Genomic DNA, 16,551 nt, shown 5'->3' on the forward strand with positions numbered 1-16,551 from the left:
GGGTACGGCCGTGGAGTCCTTCCGGACACCACGGCCGTACTGTTGTGTACATACGTAACCGACCGACCCCTGAGTGACGGAGAGCGCAGGCCCCTCATGGTGCAGATCAAGAGCCCCGAGCAGATCGCCAAGATGCGGGTGGCGGGGCTGGTCGTAGCCGCCATCCACGCGGCCACGCGCGAGACGGCGGTGCCGGGGGCGACGACGAAGGACCTGGACGAGGTCGCCCGCAAGGTCCTCGCGGAGCACGGCGCGAAGTCGAACTTCCTCGGGTACGGCGGCTTCCCCGCCACGATCTGCACGTCCGTGAACGACGTGGTCGTCCACGGCATCCCGTCCGACGAGGTGGTCCTCAAGGACGGCGACATCATCTCCATCGACTGCGGCGCGATCGTGGACGGCTGGCACGGCGACGCGGCGTACACGGCGTTCGTCGGCTCCGGCCACGCTCCGGAACTGGTCGAGCTCTCCCGGGTGACCGAGGAGTCCATGTGGGCCGGGATCGCCGCGATGAAGCAGGGCAGCCGGCTGGTGGACGTCTCCCGGGCCATCGAGACGTACATCCGCCGCCAGCCGAAGCCGGGCGGCGGCCGCTACGGCATCATCGAGGACTACGGCGGCCACGGCATCGGCACCGAGATGCACATGGACCCCCACCTCCTGAACTACGTCGACCGCAAGCGCGGCAAGGGCCCGAAGCTGGTCCCCGGCTTCTGCCTGGCCATCGAGCCGATGGTGTCCCTCGGCACGCCCCGCACCGAGGTCCTGGAGGACGACTGGACGGTCATCACGACGGACGGCACCTGGTCGTCCCACTGGGAGCACTCGGTCGCCCTGACAGAGGCGGGCCCCCTGGTCCTGACAGCCCCGGACGGCGGCAAGGCAAAGCTGGCGGAGCACGGGGTGACGGCGGCGCCGGATCCGTTGGGCTGACGGAATGCCTGCGGCCACGCCGCCGGTCGGAGGCCGGTGCAGCCGCTCGAAGCTTGTGAGGCGCCCCAGCGCCGAGCCCGCGAGAGCGGCGTCGAGGATTGGTCGACTGGACGGTCATCACGACGGACGGCACCTGGTCGTCCCACTGGGAGCACTCGGTGGCCCTGACAGAGGCGGGCCCCCTGGTCCTGACAGCCCCGGACGGTGGCAAGGCAAAGCTGGCAGAGCACGGGGTGACGGCGGCGCCGGATCCCTTGGGCTGACGGAATGCCTGCGGCCACGCCGCCGGTCGGAGGCCGGCGCAGCCGCTCGAAGCTTGTGAGGCGCCCCAGCGCCGAGCCCGCGAGAGCGGCGTCGAGGATTGGTCGACTGGACGGTCATCACGACGGACGGCACCTGGTCGTCCCACTGGGAGGACTCGGTGGCCCTGACAGAGGCGGGCCCCCTGGTCCTGACAGCCCCGGACGGCGGCAAGGCCAAACTGGCAGAGCACGGCGTCACGGCGGCGCCGGATCCGTTGGGCTGAGGCCTGCCGTCCCGGCTCTGGGGCTGTGTCCACAGACCTTCTTTCGCCCCCGCCGCCCCTTCCCGTCCCGTCCCTGGGGGCTTCGCCCCCAGACCCCCTCATCGGCCTGGACGGCCTCGTCCTCAAGCGCCGGACGGGCTGAGTTGTGATGACCGTTTGCTTAAGGATCACGCTCGTGGGGCAGGCTTTCCCGATTCGTCTTTCCGGGTGCGCTGACGTAGACTGACTCGTCGGCTCTCGTGCACCCGCATGTCCGCATGCGCCCATTAGGGAAAGCGTGGGAGTCGATCAAGGTAGTCGATTCGAAGGGCGAAGCGTGGCCAAGAAGCAAGGTGCCATCGAGATCGAGGGCACTGTCGTCGAGTCTCTGCCGAACGCCATGTTCAAGGTCGAGCTCCAGAACGGCCACCAGGTCCTGGCACACATCAGCGGCAAGATGCGTATGCACTACATCCGTATCCTCCCTGACGACCGGGTCGTGGTGGAGTTGTCTCCGTACGACCTGACGCGTGGCCGGATCGTCTACCGGTACAAGTAGATCTTGCCCAGGCCCCGCTCTCTCTCTTGTGTGCGGGGTGGCCGGCAACTGACCCGGAGAACCTCACATCCCATGAAGGTCAAGCCGAGCGTCAAGAAGATCTGCGACAAGTGCAGGGTGATCCGCCGTCACGGTCGGGTCATGATCATTTGCGAGAACCCGCGCCACAAGCAGCGCCAGGGCTGATCGCAGACAGATCACACCCTCTGCATCGACATCGCAGAGACTTCGCGCGACGCGAGCTGAATTTGTTCATACGCAGGACCCAGGCGTTTTTCCGCGCCTGATACCCCCGGCTCGGAGGCCGGGGACCCAGTCCGTACCAAATCCCCGAAGGGGAGGACGGCGGATGGGAGGCGGTTCTGCGGAAGACCTCCGAAGATCAACTGGAGCCATTGAATGGCACGCGTTTCCGGTGTCGACATCCCGCGCGAAAAGCGTGTGGAGGTCGCCCTCACCTACGTGTTCGGCATCGGCCGGACCCTGTCCCAGGAGACGCTGGCAGCGACCGGCGTCGACCCGAACACCCGCGTTCGCGACCTCTCCGAGGAGCAGCTCGTCGCGATCCGCGAGTACGTGGACGCCAACATCAAGACCGAGGGTGACCTCCGTCGCGAGATCCAGGCCGACATCCGCCGCAAGGTCGAGATCGGCTGCTACCAGGGTCTCCGTCACCGTCGTGGTCTGCCCGTCCGCGGTCAGCGCACCAGCACGAACGCTCGTACCCGCAAGGGCCCGCGTCGCGCCATCGCCGGCAAGAAGAAGCCGGGCAAGAAGTAGTCCTCAGCGGACAACGCTTCATCAGCGGTCTTCGCTGTAGGACCGACCACCTCCCCGTAGGAGTTTGTAGATGCCCCCCAAGGGTCGTCAGGGCGCTGCCAAGAAGGTGCGCCGCAAGGAAAAGAAGAACGTCGCGCACGGCCAGGCGCACATCAAGAGCACGTTCAACAACACGATCGTGTCCATCACGGACCCGGCCGGAAACGTGATCTCGTGGGCCTCCGCCGGCCACGTCGGTTTCAAGGGCTCGCGCAAGTCCACGCCGTTCGCCGCGCAGATGGCCGCCGAGTCGGCTGCCCGTCGCGCGCAGGAGCACGGCATGCGCAAGGTCGACGTCTTCGTCAAGGGCCCGGGCGCCGGTCGTGAGACCGCCATCCGTTCGCTCCAGGCGACGGGCCTCGAGGTCGGCTCCATCCAGGACGTCACCCCGACCCCGCACAATGGCTGCCGTCCGCCCAAGCGTCGCCGCGTCTGACGCACGGCTGCTTGTCGGGCTGAGGATTTCGGGCGGTACGGCTCCTTCGGGTCGTATCGCCCGTACCCTTGTCACATATCAGGACGTCAAATAGCGGGCGTCCCTGACAGAAGGATCGCAACATGCTGATCGCTCAGCGTCCCTCGTTGACCGAAGAGGTCGTCGACGAGTTCCGCTCCCGGTTCGTGATCGAGCCGCTGGAGCCGGGCTTCGGCTACACCCTCGGAAACTCCCTCCGCCGTACCCTCCTGTCCTCGATCCCGGGTGCCGCTGTCACCAGCATCCGGATCGATGGCGTGCTGCACGAGTTCACCACCGTGCCTGGTGTCAAGGAAGACGTCACCGACCTCATCCTCAACATCAAGCAGCTCGTCGTCAGCAGCGAGCACGACGAGCCTGTCGTCATGTACCTGCGCAAGCAGGGTCCCGGTCTGGTCACCGCCGCCGACATCGCGCCCCCGGCCGGTGTCGAGGTGCACAACCCCGACCTCGTCCTCGCCACGCTCAACGGCAAGGGCAAGCTGGAGATGGAGCTGACCGTCGAGCGCGGTCGCGGTTACGTCTCCGCCGTGCAGAACAAGCAGGTCGGTCAGGAGATCGGGCGCATCCCGGTCGACTCGATCTACTCGCCGGTGCTCAAGGTCACGTACAAGGTCGAGGCGACTCGTGTTGAGCAGCGCACCGACTTTGACAAGCTGATCGTCGACGTCGAGACCAAGCAGGCGATGCGTCCGCGTGACGCCATGGCTTCCGCCGGTAAGACGCTCGTCGAGCTGTTCGGGCTGGCCCGTGAGCTCAACATCGACGCCGAGGGCATCGACATGGGTCCGTCCCCGACGGACGCCGCCCTCGCCGCTGATCTGGCGCTGCCGATCGAGGAGCTGGAGCTCACCGTTCGGTCGTACAACTGCCTCAAGCGCGAGGGCATCCACTCCGTGGGTGAGCTCGTGGCTCGTTCCGAGGCCGACCTGCTCGACATCCGCAACTTCGGTGCGAAGTCGATCGACGAGGTCAAGGCGAAGCTGGCCGGCATGGGCCTGGCGCTCAAGGACAGCCCGCCCGGATTCGACCCGACCGCCGCGGCGGATGCGTTCGGTGCGGACGACGACGCGGATGCCGGCTTCGTCGAGACCGAGCAGTACTAAGCGCTCCGCGGGGAGGCCGTACTGCGTCTGCGGACCGGTTGTGGCTGGTCGCGCAGTTCCCCGCGCCCCTTCCAGGCCCCTTCGGGGGCCTGGATCTCCGACAGGCGACCGCCTGCTCGGATACTGACCCCGGTACCTGATACGGCCGGGGCAGACACCTAGGAGAGACATCATGCCGAAGCCCACCAAGGGTGCCCGTATGGGCGGCAGCGCCGCGCACGAGAAGCTGCTCCTCGCGAACCTCGCGAAGGCGCTTTTCGAGCACGGTCGTATCACCACCACCGAGGCGAAGGCGCGCAAGCTGCGTCCGTACGCCGAGCGTCTGGTCACCAAGGCGAAGAAGGGCGACCTTCACAACCGCCGTCAGGTGCTCCAGGTGATCACGGACAAGAGCATCGTGCACACGCTCTTCACCGAGATCGGCCCGCGCTACGAGAACCGTCCCGGTGGCTACACCCGCATCACCAAGATCGGTAACCGTCGTGGCGACAACGCGCCCATGGCTGTCATCGAGCTGGTCGAGGCGCTGACGGTCGCGCAGCAGGCCACGGGTGAGGCCGAGGCTGCCACCAAGCGTGCGGTCAAGGAAGACGCCCTCAAGAAGGACGAGGTCGTCGAGGACGCCAAGCCCGCCGCCGAAGAGGTCGCGGACGAGGCTCCGGCCGGGCCCGCCGCGGAAGCGGCTGAGGACAAGGTCAAGGACGCCTGAGGCTCTGCCTTGCAGTGAACGGGTCCGCCCCTCGGGGGCGGGCCCGTTCCGCGTTCTCCGCAGGATGCAGGCTTGAGAGGATCTAGGGGTGAGTGACGAAGCAGAGCCCGGGTTCGTACGGGTGCGGATGGACCTGTCGTACGACGGGAGCGGGTTCTCCGGGTGGGCCAAGCAGGCCGGCGGGCGGCGGACCGTGCAGGGCGAGATCGAGGACGCCCTGCGGACCGTCACACGGTCGAAGGACACGACGTACGAGCTGACCGTGGCCGGGCGGACGGACGCCGGGGTGCACGCGCGCGGGCAGGTGGCGCACGTCGATCTGCCGGAGGGGCTCTGGGCCGAGCACCGGGAGAAGCTGCTCAAGCGGCTGGCCGGACGGCTCGCCAAGGATGTCCGCATCTGGTCCCTCACCGAGGCGCCGGACGGGTTCAACGCCCGGTTCTCGGCGATCTGGCGGCGGTACGCGTACCGGGTCACCGACGATCCGGGCGGCGTCGATCCGCTGCTGCGCAGTCACGTCCTCTGGCACGACTGGCCCCTCGACGTCGACGCCATGAACGAGGCGGCGCGCAGACTGCTCGGCGAGCACGACTTCGCGGCCTACTGCAAGCGGCGGGAGGGGGCGACCACGATCCGCACCTTGCAGGAGCTGAGTCTGGTGCGGGGGGCGGACGGGGTGATCACGGCCACCGTGCGGGCCGATGCCTTCTGCCACAACATGGTGCGGTCGCTGATCGGCGCGCTGCTGTTCGTGGGGGACGGGCACCGCGGGGACGAGTGGCCCGGGAAGGTGCTGGCCGCGGGGGTGCGGGACTCCGCCGTCCATGTCGTGCGGCCGCACGGGCTGACGCTGGAGGAGGTCGGCTACCCGGCCGACGAGCTGCTCGCCGCGCGCAACAAGGAGGCCCGCAACAAGCGGACGTTGCCGGGGGCCGGCTGCTGCTGAGCCGGCCCCGGGAGGGGAGGCGTCAGCTGTTGGCGGCCGCGGAGGCCTGGGCCTCGCCGCGGCGGCGGATCTGCTGGAACGCGAACTCGGCGAGGTCGTCGCCGGCGGTGAAGACGGCCGTGTCCTTCGTGGTCACGTCCTTGCCGTCGGCGAAGCCGGTGATCGTGAAGTAGGCGTACCGGCCATAGGAGTTGGTCGTCGAGCGGCAGATCGCGCCGTTGCAGAAGGTCTTGACGGCCCCGCCGGCGAGGGCCTTGACGATGCTCTTGTCGTCGGACTGGCTCTTGACCTTGAGCGCCTGGGCCTCGGTGTCGAAGACGGCCACGCCGACCGTGGTCGCGATGCCGTCCTTGGTGTAGGTGACCCGCATGATGCGGGTGCAGCCGTTGGCCGTGAGGACGGTGGGCAGGCTGCCCCCGGCGCCCGTCGTGCACGTGGTGCTGTCGGCCTTCGGGCCCTTCTTGTACACGGCCGAGTTCATGGTCAGCTGGGTGCCGGGGAAGAGCAGGTCGGGGCCGTTCGGGGCGGTGTCCTTGGCCTTCTCGGACACGAACTCCTTCGGGTCCAGCGCGGGCGGGGCGCTGGTCGGCGCGAAGGACGGGGTGGTGGACGCGCTCGGCAGATCGGCGGTCGCGGGCAGTGACGACGTCGGCCTGTTCGCCTCGTCGCTGCCGTTCGCCGAGACCACGGCCATGGCCACGGCGGTGCCGATGGCGATCGTGGCGAGCGCGCCCCCGCCTATGAAGAACACCCGACGGCGCCTGTTGCGCGCCTCGGACGCGTCGGCGAGCGCGGCCCAGTCCGGGCTCCGGCCGTCATCGCCGGTGGTCCACGGCTGCTGGGAGTTCGGTTTCCACGGATCCCACTGGGACTGAGGTCCCCCCTGCCCATAGCTCATGGGGCGCATCTTAGACGGGCATCGGCGTGTCGTGTTGCGCCCCAACAGGCGCTGGAGCCCCTGGCGTTCCGGGCGTGAGCGGCCGGGAGTGCGGGCAAAGGCGACATCTCCGGGTGGTTGGTGCGGCATTTCCCCAGGCCGCTGCCCGGCGTGTGGCGCGGGCCACTCCGGAAGGCCGTTTCCGGTGGTCGCCGGGGCTCGTTTTGACCCCGCCCCCGAGACACGGGTATTCTGCTTCTTCGTTGTGTATTGGCTTGCTCGTCTCACGAGAGTGGCCTCTACCTAGGTTCCCTGGAGCAGTTACCAGTGGGCGGCATACGGGCGGCGTCCCGGCATTGTCGTCCCCAGCTGCACGATCGCTTCAGTGATGCCATGTGTCAGCACCCATCCACTGAAGAAGAAGAAGGCTGCGAAGTGCGTACGTACAGCCCCAAGCCCGGCGATGTGACGCGCCAGTGGCACGTCATCGACGCTCAGGACATCGTCCTGGGCCGTCTCGCCACCACTGCTGCCTCCCTTCTGCGGGGCAAGCACAAGCCGATCTACGCGCCCCACGTCGACACCGGTGACTTCGTCATCATCATCAACGCCGACAAGGTGCACCTCTCCGGCAACAAGCGGACCCAGAAGATGGCGTACCGCCACTCCGGGTACCCGGGTGGTCTGCGCTCCGTGCGCTACGACGACCTGCTGGCGAACAACCCGGAGAAGGCCGTCGAGAAGGCCGTCAAGGGCATGCTCCCCAAGAACACGCTCGGCCGTCAGATGCTCTCGAAGCTGAAGGTCTACAGGGGTGACGTGCACCCGCACGCGGCACAGCAGCCTGTGCCGTTCGAGATCACCCAGGTCGCGCAGTAATTCCGGCCACACCCCCAAGCTGAAGAGAATCTGAGGAGAACCGTGGCCGAGACCACTGCCGAGCAGCCGCTCGAAGAGACCGAGCTCGTCGACATCGACAGCTACACCACCGAGTCCGAGGTCCCCGTCGAGGGTGAGTACACCTCGGAGTCCCTGGCCTCCCGTTTCGGCGAGCCCCAGCCGGCCGCCGGCCTGGGCCGTCGCAAGAACGCCATCGCCCGCGTCCGGATCGTTCCGGGCTCCGGGAAGTGGAAGATCAACGGTCGCACCCTCGAGGACTACTTCCCGAACAAGGTGCACCAGCAGGAAGTCAACGAGCCGTTCAAGGTCCTCGAGCTCGAGGGTCGCTACGACGTCGTCGCCCGTATCTCCGGCGGCGGTGTCTCGGGTCAGGCCGGTGCGCTCCGTCTCGGTGTCGCCCGTGCGCTGAACGAGGCCGACGTGGACAACAACCGCGGCGCGCTCAAGAAGGCCGGCTTCCTCACGCGTGACGACCGTGCGGTCGAGCGCAAGAAGGCCGGTCTCAAGAAGGCCCGCAAGGCCCCGCAGTACAGCAAGCGTTAAGCTTCGCTGCCTGCTCGTACGTATACCGGGTCGGGCCGGTTCGGTCCGACCCCACGTACTCCGAACGCCCCGGCGGCACGCCACAGTGTCGCCGGGGCGTTCGTTTTCTCGCAGTTCTGGGCGTATAACGGCACAAGGTGCTCAAAGGCTTGTGTGATCGGATGTTCAGGGCATGCAATGCCTGAATGCGGGATGTCGGACTGTGGGAGCCGCCGCAGACCGGTCGGCCATCCGGCGCGCCCCGCACGGCTTTTGAAACTGACGCTTCCTCAGGAGGACAAGTGGGACGACTCTTCGGCACGGACGGCGTGCGCGGTGTCGCCAACGCGGATCTGACGGCCGAGCTGGCTCTCGGACTCTCCGTGGCGGCGGCGCATGTGCTGGCCGAGGCGGGCACGTTCGAGGGACACCGGCCGGTGGCCGTCGTCGGACGTGACCCGCGTGCGTCCGGGGAGTTCCTGGAGGCGGCCGTGGTGGCCGGCCTGGCGAGTGCCGGCGTCGACGTGCTGAAGGTCGGCGTGCTGCCGACGCCCGCCGTCGCGTACCTCACCGGTGTGCTGGGCGCGGACCTCGGCGTGATGCTCTCCGCCAGCCACAACGCCATGCCCGACAACGGCGTCAAGTTCTTGTCCCGCGGCGGTCACAAGCTCGCCGACGACCTTGAGGACCGCATCGAGTCGGTCTACGAGGAGCACCGCACCGGAGCGCCCTGGGAGCGGCCGACCGGCAGCGGCGTCGGGCGGGTGCGCTCGTACGACGAAGGGTTCGACCGTTACGTCGCCCACCTCATCGCCGTCCTGCCGAACCGGCTGGACGGGCTGAAGGTCGTCCTCGACGAGGCGCACGGCGCCGCCGCGTGGGTGTCGCCCGAGGCGTTCACCCGGGCCGGCGCGGAGATCGTCACCATCGGGGCCGAGCCGGACGGGCTCAACATCAACGACGGCTGCGGATCCACGCACCTCGAGAAGCTGAAGGACGCGGTCATCGAGCACGGGGCCGCCTTCGGCATCGCGCACGACGGCGACGCGGACCGGTGCCTCGCGGTGGACCACACCGGCGAGGAGGTCGACGGCGACCAGATCCTCTCCGTGCTGGCCCTGGCCATGCGGGAGCGCGGCGTGCTGCGCTCGGACACCGTTGTCGCGACCGTCATGTCCAACCTCGGCTTCAAGCTGGCCATGGAGCGCGAGGGGATCCAGCTCGTGCAGGCCGCCGTCGGCGACCGGTATGTGCTGGAGGAGATGAAGGAGCACGGGTACGCGCTGGGCGGCGAGCAGTCCGGGCATGTGATCATCCTCGATCACGCGACGACCGGTGACGGCACGCTGACGGGCCTGATGCTGGCGGCGCGCGTCGCCGAGACCGGGAAGTCGCTGCGGGAGCTGGCCTCGGTGATGGAGCGGCTGCCGCAGGTGCTGATCAATGTGCCCGACGTCGACCGGTCCCGGGTGGGGGAGTCGGCCGAACTCGCCGTCGCCGTCGCCGAGGCGGAGCGGGAGCTGGGCGCGACCGGGCGGGTTCTGCTGCGGCCTTCGGGGACCGAGCCGTTGGTGCGGGTGATGGTCGAGGCCGCGGACATCGAGCAGGCGCGGTCTGTTGCGGGGCGGTTGGCGGATTCGGTGAAGTCCGCGTTGGGCTAGCCGCCCGGGGTGGATTCATTGCCGGGTTCGGGGTGGGGGGTTCTGTGGTTTGCGGGCTGCGGCTGCGTCGTGGCTGGTCGCGCAGTTCCCCGCGCCCCTTAAAAGCCAACGGCATCCGGCGTCAGAGCTTGCGTAGGCTTAGGCGTTGGACTTTGTGGTCTTGGCCTTTGCGGACTACCAGGGTGGCTCGGCCTCGGGTGGGGGCGATGTTCTCCACCAGGTTGGGCTTGTTGATGGTGCGCCACATCGTGCGGGCGTAGTCGAGCGCCTCCTCCTCCGAGACCTGTGTGTACTTGCGGAAGTACGAGGACGGGTCCTGGAACGCCGTGTCGCGCAGTTTGCGGAAACGGTTGAGGTACCAGCGCTCGATGTCCTCGACGCGGGCGTCGACGTACACGCTGAAGTCGAAGTAGTCGGCCAGGCCGACGCGGGTGCGGCCGTCGGTGCCGGGCAGCGCGGGCTGCAGGACGTTGAGGCCCTCGACGATCAGGATGTCGGGGCGGCGGACGGTGAGCTTGCGGTCCGGCACGATGTCGTAGATCAGGTGGGAGTAGACGGGGGCGGTGACCTCGTCCTTGCCCGCCTTGATGTCGGCCACGAAACGGGTCAGGGCGCGGCGGTCGTAGGACTCGGGGAAGCCCTTGCGGGACATCAGGCCGCGGGCTTCCAGTTCCCGGGTGGGGAGCAGGAAGCCGTCCGTGGTGACCAGTTCCACGCGGGGGTGTTCCGGCCAGCGTGAGAGCAGGGCCTGGAGCAGACGGGCGACCGTCGACTTGCCGACGGCCACGGAGCCGGCGACCCCTATGACGAACGGGGTGCCCGACTGGGAGCCCTGTTCGCCGAGGAAGGTGTTCAGCGCGCCGCGCAGGCCGTCGGTCGCGCCGATGTAGAGGTTGAGGAGCCGCGACAGCGGGAGGTAGATGTCGCGCACCTCGTCGAGGTCGATGACGTCGCCCAGTCCGCGCAGCCTCTCGACCTCCTCGGCGGTCAGCGGCAGCGGAGTCTTCTCACGCAGCGCGCTCCACTCGGGGCGGGTGAGGTCGACGTAGGGAGTCGCCTCCGGCCTGTGCCGGTGGGCGCTCCGGGGCATCGAGGAGACCGGAGAGATCACAGTCCATTGTTAACGGAGTTTGAACTGGATGGCGGGTGGGGTCCGTCACGTCCTTGGAACTCCGGTCGCTCCGGTCCGTGGAACTCCGGCAGAATTTCCGAAATCGGGCACGCAGAGGCTCTTTCGGGGCGGGGTTCGGTCGTAGGCTGCCGCGCATGTGCGGAATCGTGGGATACGTGGGGTCTCAGTCGGCGCTAGAGGTCGTCATGGCCGGGCTGAAACGGCTGGAGTACCGGGGGTACGACTCGGCGGGTGTCGCCGTGCTGGCGGACGGCGGGCTCGCCGCCGCGAGAAAGGCGGGCAAGCTCGTCAATCTGGAGAAGGAGCTCGGGGCGCGGCCGCTGCCGACCGGGTCGACGGGGATCGGGCACACCCGGTGGGCCACGCACGGCGGGCCGACGGATGCGAACGCCCATCCGCATCTCGACAACGCCGGACGGGTCGCCGTCGTGCACAACGGGATCATCGAGAACTTCGCCGCGCTGCGGGCCGAACTGGCCGAGCGAGGGCATGAGCTGGGCTCCGAGACCGACACCGAGGTCGTCGCGCATCTGCTCGCCGAGGAGTTCTCCGCGACCTCCGATCTGGCCGAGTCGATGCGCCTGGTGTGCAGGCGGCTGGAGGGGGCGTTCACGCTGGTCGCGGTGCATGCCGACGAGCCCGGTGTGGTGGTCGGCGCGCGGCGGAACTCGCCGCTGGTGGTGGGCGTTGGAGAGGGCGAGGCCTTTCTCGCCTCGGACGTCGCCGCGTTCATCGCCCATACGCGGTCGGCGATCGAGCTGGGCCAGGACCAGGTCGTCGAGCTGCGGCGGGACGGAGTGAGCGTCACCGGGTTCGACGGGCTGCCGGCACAGGTCCGGGAGTACCACGTCGACTGGGACGCGTCGGCTGCGGAAAAGGGGGGTTATGACTACTTCATGCTCAAGGAGATCGCCGAGCAGCCCAAGGCGGTCGCCGATACCCTGCTGGGCCGGATCGACGGCTCCGGTGCGCTGACCCTCGACGAGGTGCGGATCCCCGCCGCCGAGCTGCGGGAGGTCGACAAGGTCGTCATCGTCGCCTGCGGCACGGCCTTCCACGCCGGAATGATCGCCAAGTACGCCATCGAGCACTGGACGCGGATCCCGTGCGAGGTGGAGCTGGCCAGTGAGTTCCGGTACCGGGACCCGATCCTGGGCCCGCGCTCGCTCGTCATCGCCATCTCGCAGTCCGGCGAGACCATGGACACCCTGATGGCGCTGCGGCACGCCCGCGAGCAGGGCTCCAAGGTGCTGGCGATCTGCAACACCAACGGTTCGACCATCCCCCGTGAGTCGGACGCGGTGCTGTACACGCACGCCGGGCCCGAGGTGGCCGTCGCCTCCACCAAGGCGTTCCTGACGCAGCTGGTCGCCTGCTATCTGGTCGCGCTGTACCTCGGCCAGGTGCGCGGCACCAAGTGGGCGGACGAGATCCGGGCCGTGGTGCGGGACCTCGCGCGGATCTCCCAGGAGGTCGAGCGGGTGCTGGAGACCATGGAGCCGGTGCGGGAGCTGGCGCGCTCGCTCGCCGGGAAGGACACGGTGCTGTTCCTGGGGCGGCACGTGGGCTATCCGGTCGCGCTGGAGGGTGCGCTCAAGCTGAAGGAGCTCGCCTATATGCACGCGGAGGGGTTCGCCGCCGGTGAGCTGAAGCACGGGCCGATCGCCCTCATCGAGGAGGATCTGCCGGTCGTCGTGGTGGTGCCCTCGCCTCGGGGGCGGTCCGTCCTCCACGACAAGATCGTGTCCAACATCCAGGAGATCCGGGCACGGGGCGCGCGCACGATCGTCATCGCGGAGGAGGGGGACGAGGCGGTGGCGGCGTACGCCGACCATCTGATCCGGATCCCGGCGACGCCGACGCTGCTCCAGCCGCTGGTGGCGACGGTGCCCTTGCAGGTGTTCGCGTGCGAGCTCGCCACCGCGCGCGGCAACGAGGTGGACCAGCCGCGGAACCTGGCGAAGTCGGTGACGGTCGAGTAGGCGGTGACGGGGGAGTAGGCGGTGACGGTCGGGTGGGCGGGGTGCCGGTCAGGGTGAGGGCGCCCCGCCCGTTCGTCAGGAACGGCGGCGTTGTCTGCGGGCCGCGTACAGCTTCCAGGTGGCGAAGGCCAGCGGGATCTCCATGATCCAGACCCCTGCGACCGCGTCCCACTCCGGGTTCGCGGCCGAGGCCTCCTCGGAGGTGATCACCGCGCAGAGCAGGCCCCAGACCACTGCCAGCAGGCCCACGAGCCAGAGGGCGGTGGTCCAGGCCCAGGTCGAGCGGGCCTTGCCGCCGCCGCTGCGGCCGCCGGAGGCCGGCCGTTTGCGGGGCTGGGGGATCTGCTCCGGGGCCCGGGCCGGCATCCGCACCACGGCCGCCGCCGGGACGGCCGCGTCCAGGGCCGCGATGCGCTCCGGCGTCACCCCCCGGTACAGCGTCGGCTCCACGTTGACCGAGAAGCCGTCGTGGCCGGTGAGGCCGCGGGCGCCGTCGGGGCGGGCGGTCATCGCCGAGCAGGCGGCGTAGCGGACGGTGATCGGGCCCCTCGGGGTCAGCAGGCTCACCCCCTCCGTGCCGATGACCAGGGTGACGTCCTCGTCCTCCAGGGACTGGTGGCGGGTGCCGATGACGGCGTCCGTCGAGAACTGCGGGGCGAGGGTGCAGCCCGCCCAGTCGACGCCCCGGCCCGGCACCTGGAGCAGCGCCCCGGACCAGGTCTCCCGGGCGACCTCGCGCAGGTCGTCCAGCGTCACCGCCTCCAGCTCGGCCCGGTGCTGTTCGGGCGAGAGGATGCGGTGCCCGAGCAGCAGGCTCAGCGCGTACGAGGGGAGCGCGGCCGCGGCGAGGTCGGGCGTGTCGTACATCTTGAGGGTCTTGCCGCGGGCGGAGTCCAGCTCGGCCTGCTCGATGCGGCCCGCGCGCAGCCGGGCGAGGGTGTCGACGAAGCCGCCGACGACCGCGTCCTGCTTCTGCGGGAGGGCGTCGGCGTAGGCGGTGAGGGTGGCGAAGTCGGCGTCGCGCGGGGAGTAGTCGGCCTCCGCGGAGTAGGAGTAGCCGCCCTCCTGGCGCAGGTCCTGGAAGAGGGCTCGGCCGACGACGTCCGCGAAGACACTGGCCGCGGTGGAGCGGCGGAGCACCGAGGTGAGGACCACATGGCCGTCGTCGCCGCCGATGTAGGCGGGGGTGACCGGCAGGGCGCTGGTCGCGGCCGGGGCGGGCAGCCGGGAGCCCTGCGGGAGGGTGAGGTCCAGGCCCTCCGGGACGTGGTCGCTGGTGATCCACAGGACCGCGTTGTCCCTGGTGAAGCGGGTCCGGGCCCAGTCGCGGACCTGGTCCGGGGTCAGGCTCCAGGTGCCGAGCTCGTTGTAGCTGGTCAGGCCGTAGCCCTGGGCGCCGTACCGCCACAGCGGGAGCTGCTGCTGGGGGCCGCCGCCGCGGCCCGCCGCCTCGGTGCGCAGGATCTCCTTCTCGGTCTCCAGCCGCTCCATCGGCAGGTCCCGCAGCCCCGCGCACACGCTGTTGAGGTACTCGACCACCTCGGCCTCGCTGCCGTGGACGTGGAAGAGGGTGTAGGCGTTGGCCGTCGCGCCGTTGTAGTGCAGGTCGGACAGGCCGAGGCGGTGCAGGGCGAGGTGTTCGACGAGGTGGGTGAGGCCGGCGGTGGCCAGCGTCTCGTCGGCGCGGCCCACCCGGAAGAAGAGACCGGCGGTGATCTCCTTGCCGCCGGACGCGGAGGCCGGGGCGTAGAGGGTGGGGATGCCGTCGGTGTGGGTGTGCGAGACCTGGCCGGTGAGGGCGGCCAGGGCGTCGGCGGTGCCCTGGGCGTTCGCGGGGCCGAGGGCGTCCGCGGCGCTGTCGTCGTGCAGGTCGGTGGTCACAGGTGTCTGCCTCCCTGGCTCGTCAGCGCGGACTTGCGGAACTTGAGGAACGCCGACTTCTGGTCGGGCAGGTACTGCCAGGGGAACTCGGACGCCCGGTTGCCGAGGAAGGCGAAGTGCGGGGCCGCGTCCGCGAAGTGGCCGCCGAGCGAGAAGGCGAACGCGAACGCGCTGTGCGCGCCGATCGAGTTCCAGTCGGGACGGTGGTCCGGGTGCAGCACGGACACCTGGGCGGCGTTGCGCAGGTCGTCGCGGACCGGGATGCCCCGCAGGTAGGCGGCGTCCTCGCCGCTGTCCAGGTCCAGCCAGTGCTCGACATGGGCGAGGGCGACCAGCGCGCCGGAGGTGGAGCCGTCGGGGGCGGCGGTCGCGCAGTCGCGGGCGAAGCCGTGCGCCGCCTCCCAGGAGCCGCCCCACTTCGGGCACAGCTGCTGGAGCAACTGCAGCTGCGCGCGGTAGTGGTGGGGGTGGTGGGCGGCGAGCCGGTCGTAGCGGCGGCGCGCCTCGGCCTGGCCCAGTTCCAGACCGCGCGCCGTCAGCAGCCGGGCCGTCCACGCGGGGGCGTACGCGGGCTGCTCGGCGCACACCTCGATCAGGATCTGCTCGGCCCGCCGCAGCCAGTCGTGGAACTGGTTGAACTGGTCCCGGGACACGTGCTTGGCGCGGGCGCCGCTGCGGATGTCCCAGCCGATGTCGACGTACCGCTCGGCGAGCAGGGTGCGCGGCAGCGGGTCGCCGGGCAGTTCGGCGGCGGCCCGCTCCAGGAAGCTCTCGACGCCGGGGATGTCGGCGAGGAGGCCGCAGGCCGAGGCGAGCCGGTCGGTCGACCCGAGGCCCGTGAGGAAGGCCCGGACGGCGGGCCAGTCCCCGGCCTGCGCGGCGGTGCGCAGCGGGATCAGCTCGGGTGTGTTGTCGTACGGGTCGAACGTCGGCCCCGAAGAGCCCGAAGAGCCCGAGGCCGCGCCTGAGCTCATGGGTGTGCCGTTGGTCGTGCTGGTCATGCCCCCGCCCCCTGGCGTCGCTGTCCGCGGCGCGCGGGCTGGCCCCCCAGGGCGCGCGGCGGTGAAGCCTGCTTGATCAAGTCGCCGCAGGCTAGCAGCAGGCGGTGACAGCGCGCCTTAGGGTGCTCGGCATGAGCATCATCGGGGTCGGTATCGACGTCGCCGAGATCGAGCGGTTCCGGGCCGCGCTGGAGCGCACGCCCGGGATGGCCGAACGGCTGTTTCTGAAGCGCGAGTTGCTGCTGCCGAGCGGGGAGCGGCGGGGCATCGCCTCGCTGGCGGCGCGGTTCGCCGCGAAGGAGGCCCTGGCCAAGGCGCTGGGGGCGCCGCCCGGGCTGCTGTGGACGGACGCCGAGGTCTATGTCGAGGACAGCGGACGACCACGGCTGCGGGTCCGGGGGAGCGTCGCCGCGCGTGCGGCCGAACTGGGCGTGAGCAGCTGGCACGTGTCCCTGAGCCACGACGCGGGAGTCGCCTCGGCGGTAGTAGTAGCCGAAGGCTGAACGGCCGCGGGGAAGAAGGGGGGCGGCGCTCAGCCGGGTG

At 69.7% G+C, this 16,551-nt stretch carries 17 protein-coding genes and 2 pseudogenes; 15 read left to right on the plus strand and 4 right to left on the minus strand.

Going from position 1 to position 16,551, the window contains the following annotated elements; translation table 11 throughout:
* The first annotated feature begins 96 nt into the window (after positions 1–96).
* From map to truA, 10 genes and pseudogenes are all read left to right on the plus strand, one after another.
* Positions 97–933: a type I methionyl aminopeptidase gene (gene map, locus ACWCPF_RS01460; protein WP_451042905.1), complete on the plus strand. Its 837-nt coding sequence runs from the start codon at positions 97–99 to the stop codon at positions 931–933.
* 104 nt (positions 934–1,037) lie between these two features.
* Positions 1,038–1,196: pseudogene (locus tag ACWCPF_RS01465) on the plus strand (type I methionyl aminopeptidase); the annotation flags it as partial.
* A 104-nt stretch (positions 1,197–1,300) separates the two neighbouring features.
* Positions 1,301–1,459: pseudogene (locus ACWCPF_RS01470) on the plus strand (type I methionyl aminopeptidase); the annotation flags it as partial.
* A 316-nt stretch (positions 1,460–1,775) separates the two neighbouring features.
* A complete protein-coding gene (gene infA / locus ACWCPF_RS01475) occupies positions 1,776–1,997 on the plus strand; it encodes a translation initiation factor IF-1 (RefSeq protein ID WP_003948620.1) in 222 nt (73 codons plus the stop codon).
* Between the two features lie 72 nt (positions 1,998–2,069).
* Positions 2,070–2,183: a 50S ribosomal protein L36 gene (rpmJ, locus tag ACWCPF_RS01480; protein WP_004984509.1), complete on the plus strand. Its 114-nt coding sequence runs from the start codon at positions 2,070–2,072 to the stop codon at positions 2,181–2,183.
* Positions 2,184–2,396: 213 nt separating this feature from the next.
* Positions 2,397–2,777, plus strand: a complete 381-nt coding sequence (gene rpsM / locus ACWCPF_RS01485) for a 30S ribosomal protein S13 (protein ID WP_020132619.1) — start codon at positions 2,397–2,399, stop codon at positions 2,775–2,777.
* Positions 2,778–2,847: 70 nt separating this feature from the next.
* A complete protein-coding gene (rpsK, locus tag ACWCPF_RS01490) occupies positions 2,848–3,252 on the plus strand; it encodes a 30S ribosomal protein S11 (RefSeq protein ID WP_010354218.1) in 405 nt (134 codons plus the stop codon).
* 122 nt (positions 3,253–3,374) lie between these two features.
* Positions 3,375–4,397: a DNA-directed RNA polymerase subunit alpha gene (locus tag ACWCPF_RS01495; RefSeq protein ID WP_003966937.1), complete on the plus strand. Its 1,023-nt coding sequence runs from the start codon at positions 3,375–3,377 to the stop codon at positions 4,395–4,397.
* A 172-nt stretch (positions 4,398–4,569) separates the two neighbouring features.
* A complete protein-coding gene (gene rplQ, locus ACWCPF_RS01500; RefSeq protein ID WP_451042906.1) occupies positions 4,570–5,106 on the plus strand; it encodes a 50S ribosomal protein L17 in 537 nt (178 codons plus the stop codon).
* Between the two features lie 88 nt (positions 5,107–5,194).
* Complete coding sequence (truA, locus tag ACWCPF_RS01505) at positions 5,195–6,052, plus strand: tRNA pseudouridine(38-40) synthase TruA (RefSeq protein ID WP_451042907.1); 858 nt, start codon at positions 5,195–5,197, stop codon at positions 6,050–6,052.
* A 22-nt stretch (positions 6,053–6,074) separates the two neighbouring features.
* Here truA and ACWCPF_RS01510 read toward each other — a convergent pair whose 3' ends face one another.
* Positions 6,075–6,950, minus strand: coding sequence for a hypothetical protein (locus tag ACWCPF_RS01510; protein ID WP_451042908.1), 876 nt, complete (start codon positions 6,948–6,950; stop codon positions 6,075–6,077).
* 414 nt (positions 6,951–7,364) lie between these two features.
* Here ACWCPF_RS01510 and rplM point away from each other — a divergent pair, with 414 nt between their 5' ends.
* The 3 genes from rplM (at position 7,365) to glmM (ending at position 10,012) form a co-directional block, all read left to right on the plus strand.
* Entirely contained in the window at positions 7,365–7,808 is a 444-nt protein-coding gene (gene rplM / locus ACWCPF_RS01515) for a 50S ribosomal protein L13 (protein WP_358800794.1), read from the plus strand.
* Between the two features lie 42 nt (positions 7,809–7,850).
* On the plus strand, positions 7,851–8,372 hold the full coding sequence (gene rpsI / locus ACWCPF_RS01520) for a 30S ribosomal protein S9 (RefSeq protein WP_351903752.1): 522 nt from the start codon (positions 7,851–7,853) through the stop codon (positions 8,370–8,372).
* A 281-nt stretch (positions 8,373–8,653) separates the two neighbouring features.
* Positions 8,654–10,012 carry a phosphoglucosamine mutase gene (gene glmM / locus ACWCPF_RS01525; protein WP_451042909.1) on the plus strand — a complete coding sequence of 453 codons (1,359 nt, stop codon included), beginning with the start codon at positions 8,654–8,656 and terminating at the stop codon, positions 10,010–10,012.
* A gap of 121 nt (positions 10,013–10,133) precedes the next feature.
* On the opposite strand, the gene coaA is transcribed toward glmM, so the two are convergent.
* The gene (gene coaA / locus ACWCPF_RS01530; protein WP_451042910.1) at positions 10,134–11,102 is read right to left on the minus strand and encodes a type I pantothenate kinase; all 969 of its coding nucleotides are present in this window, start codon (positions 11,100–11,102) and stop codon (positions 10,134–10,136) included.
* Between the two features lie 176 nt (positions 11,103–11,278).
* On the opposite strand from coaA, the gene glmS reads away from it, so the two are divergent.
* Entirely contained in the window at positions 11,279–13,126 is a 1,848-nt protein-coding gene (gene glmS / locus ACWCPF_RS01535) for a glutamine--fructose-6-phosphate transaminase (isomerizing) (RefSeq protein ID WP_451042911.1), read from the plus strand.
* A gap of 75 nt (positions 13,127–13,201) precedes the next feature.
* Here the strand turns inward: glmS and ACWCPF_RS01540 are convergent, their stop codons facing one another.
* A complete protein-coding gene (locus ACWCPF_RS01540) occupies positions 13,202–15,007 on the minus strand; it encodes a M16 family metallopeptidase (protein ID WP_451042912.1) in 1,806 nt (601 codons plus the stop codon).
* Positions 15,004–16,008 carry a hypothetical protein gene (locus ACWCPF_RS01545; RefSeq protein ID WP_451042913.1) on the minus strand — a complete coding sequence of 335 codons (1,005 nt, stop codon included), beginning with the start codon at positions 16,006–16,008 and terminating at the stop codon, positions 15,004–15,006. The genes ACWCPF_RS01540 and ACWCPF_RS01545 overlap by 4 nt, the downstream gene beginning before the upstream one ends.
* A gap of 131 nt (positions 16,009–16,139) precedes the next feature.
* Between ACWCPF_RS01545 and ACWCPF_RS01550 the strand changes: the two genes are divergently transcribed.
* Complete coding sequence (locus ACWCPF_RS01550; RefSeq protein WP_451042914.1) at positions 16,140–16,511, plus strand: holo-ACP synthase; 372 nt, start codon at positions 16,140–16,142, stop codon at positions 16,509–16,511.
* Positions 16,512–16,551 lie beyond the last annotated feature (40 nt).

The organism is Streptomyces sp. NPDC001858 (assembly GCF_053594615.1).

Coding starts and splice junctions, on each gene's coding strand:
- map (WP_451042905.1), top strand. CDS start 97: ATGGTGCAGATCAAGAGCCCCGAGCAGATCGCCAAGATGCGGGTGGCG.
- rpmJ (WP_004984509.1), top strand. CDS start 2,070: ATGAAGGTCAAGCCGAGCGTCAAGAAGATCTGCGACAAGTGCAGGGTG.
- rpsM (WP_020132619.1), top strand. CDS start 2,397: ATGGCACGCGTTTCCGGTGTCGACATCCCGCGCGAAAAGCGTGTGGAG.
- rpsK (WP_010354218.1), top strand. CDS start 2,848: ATGCCCCCCAAGGGTCGTCAGGGCGCTGCCAAGAAGGTGCGCCGCAAG.
- ACWCPF_RS01495 (WP_003966937.1), top strand. CDS start 3,375: ATGCTGATCGCTCAGCGTCCCTCGTTGACCGAAGAGGTCGTCGACGAG.
- rplQ (WP_451042906.1), top strand. CDS start 4,570: ATGCCGAAGCCCACCAAGGGTGCCCGTATGGGCGGCAGCGCCGCGCAC.
- ACWCPF_RS01510 (WP_451042908.1), bottom strand. CDS start 6,950: ATGAGCTATGGGCAGGGGGGACCTCAGTCCCAGTGGGATCCGTGGAAA.
- coaA (WP_451042910.1), bottom strand. CDS start 11,102: ATGCCCCGGAGCGCCCACCGGCACAGGCCGGAGGCGACTCCCTACGTC.
- glmS (WP_451042911.1), top strand. CDS start 11,279: ATGTGCGGAATCGTGGGATACGTGGGGTCTCAGTCGGCGCTAGAGGTC.
- ACWCPF_RS01545 (WP_451042913.1), bottom strand. CDS start 16,008: ATGACCAGCACGACCAACGGCACACCCATGAGCTCAGGCGCGGCCTCG.
- ACWCPF_RS01550 (WP_451042914.1), top strand. CDS start 16,140: ATGAGCATCATCGGGGTCGGTATCGACGTCGCCGAGATCGAGCGGTTC.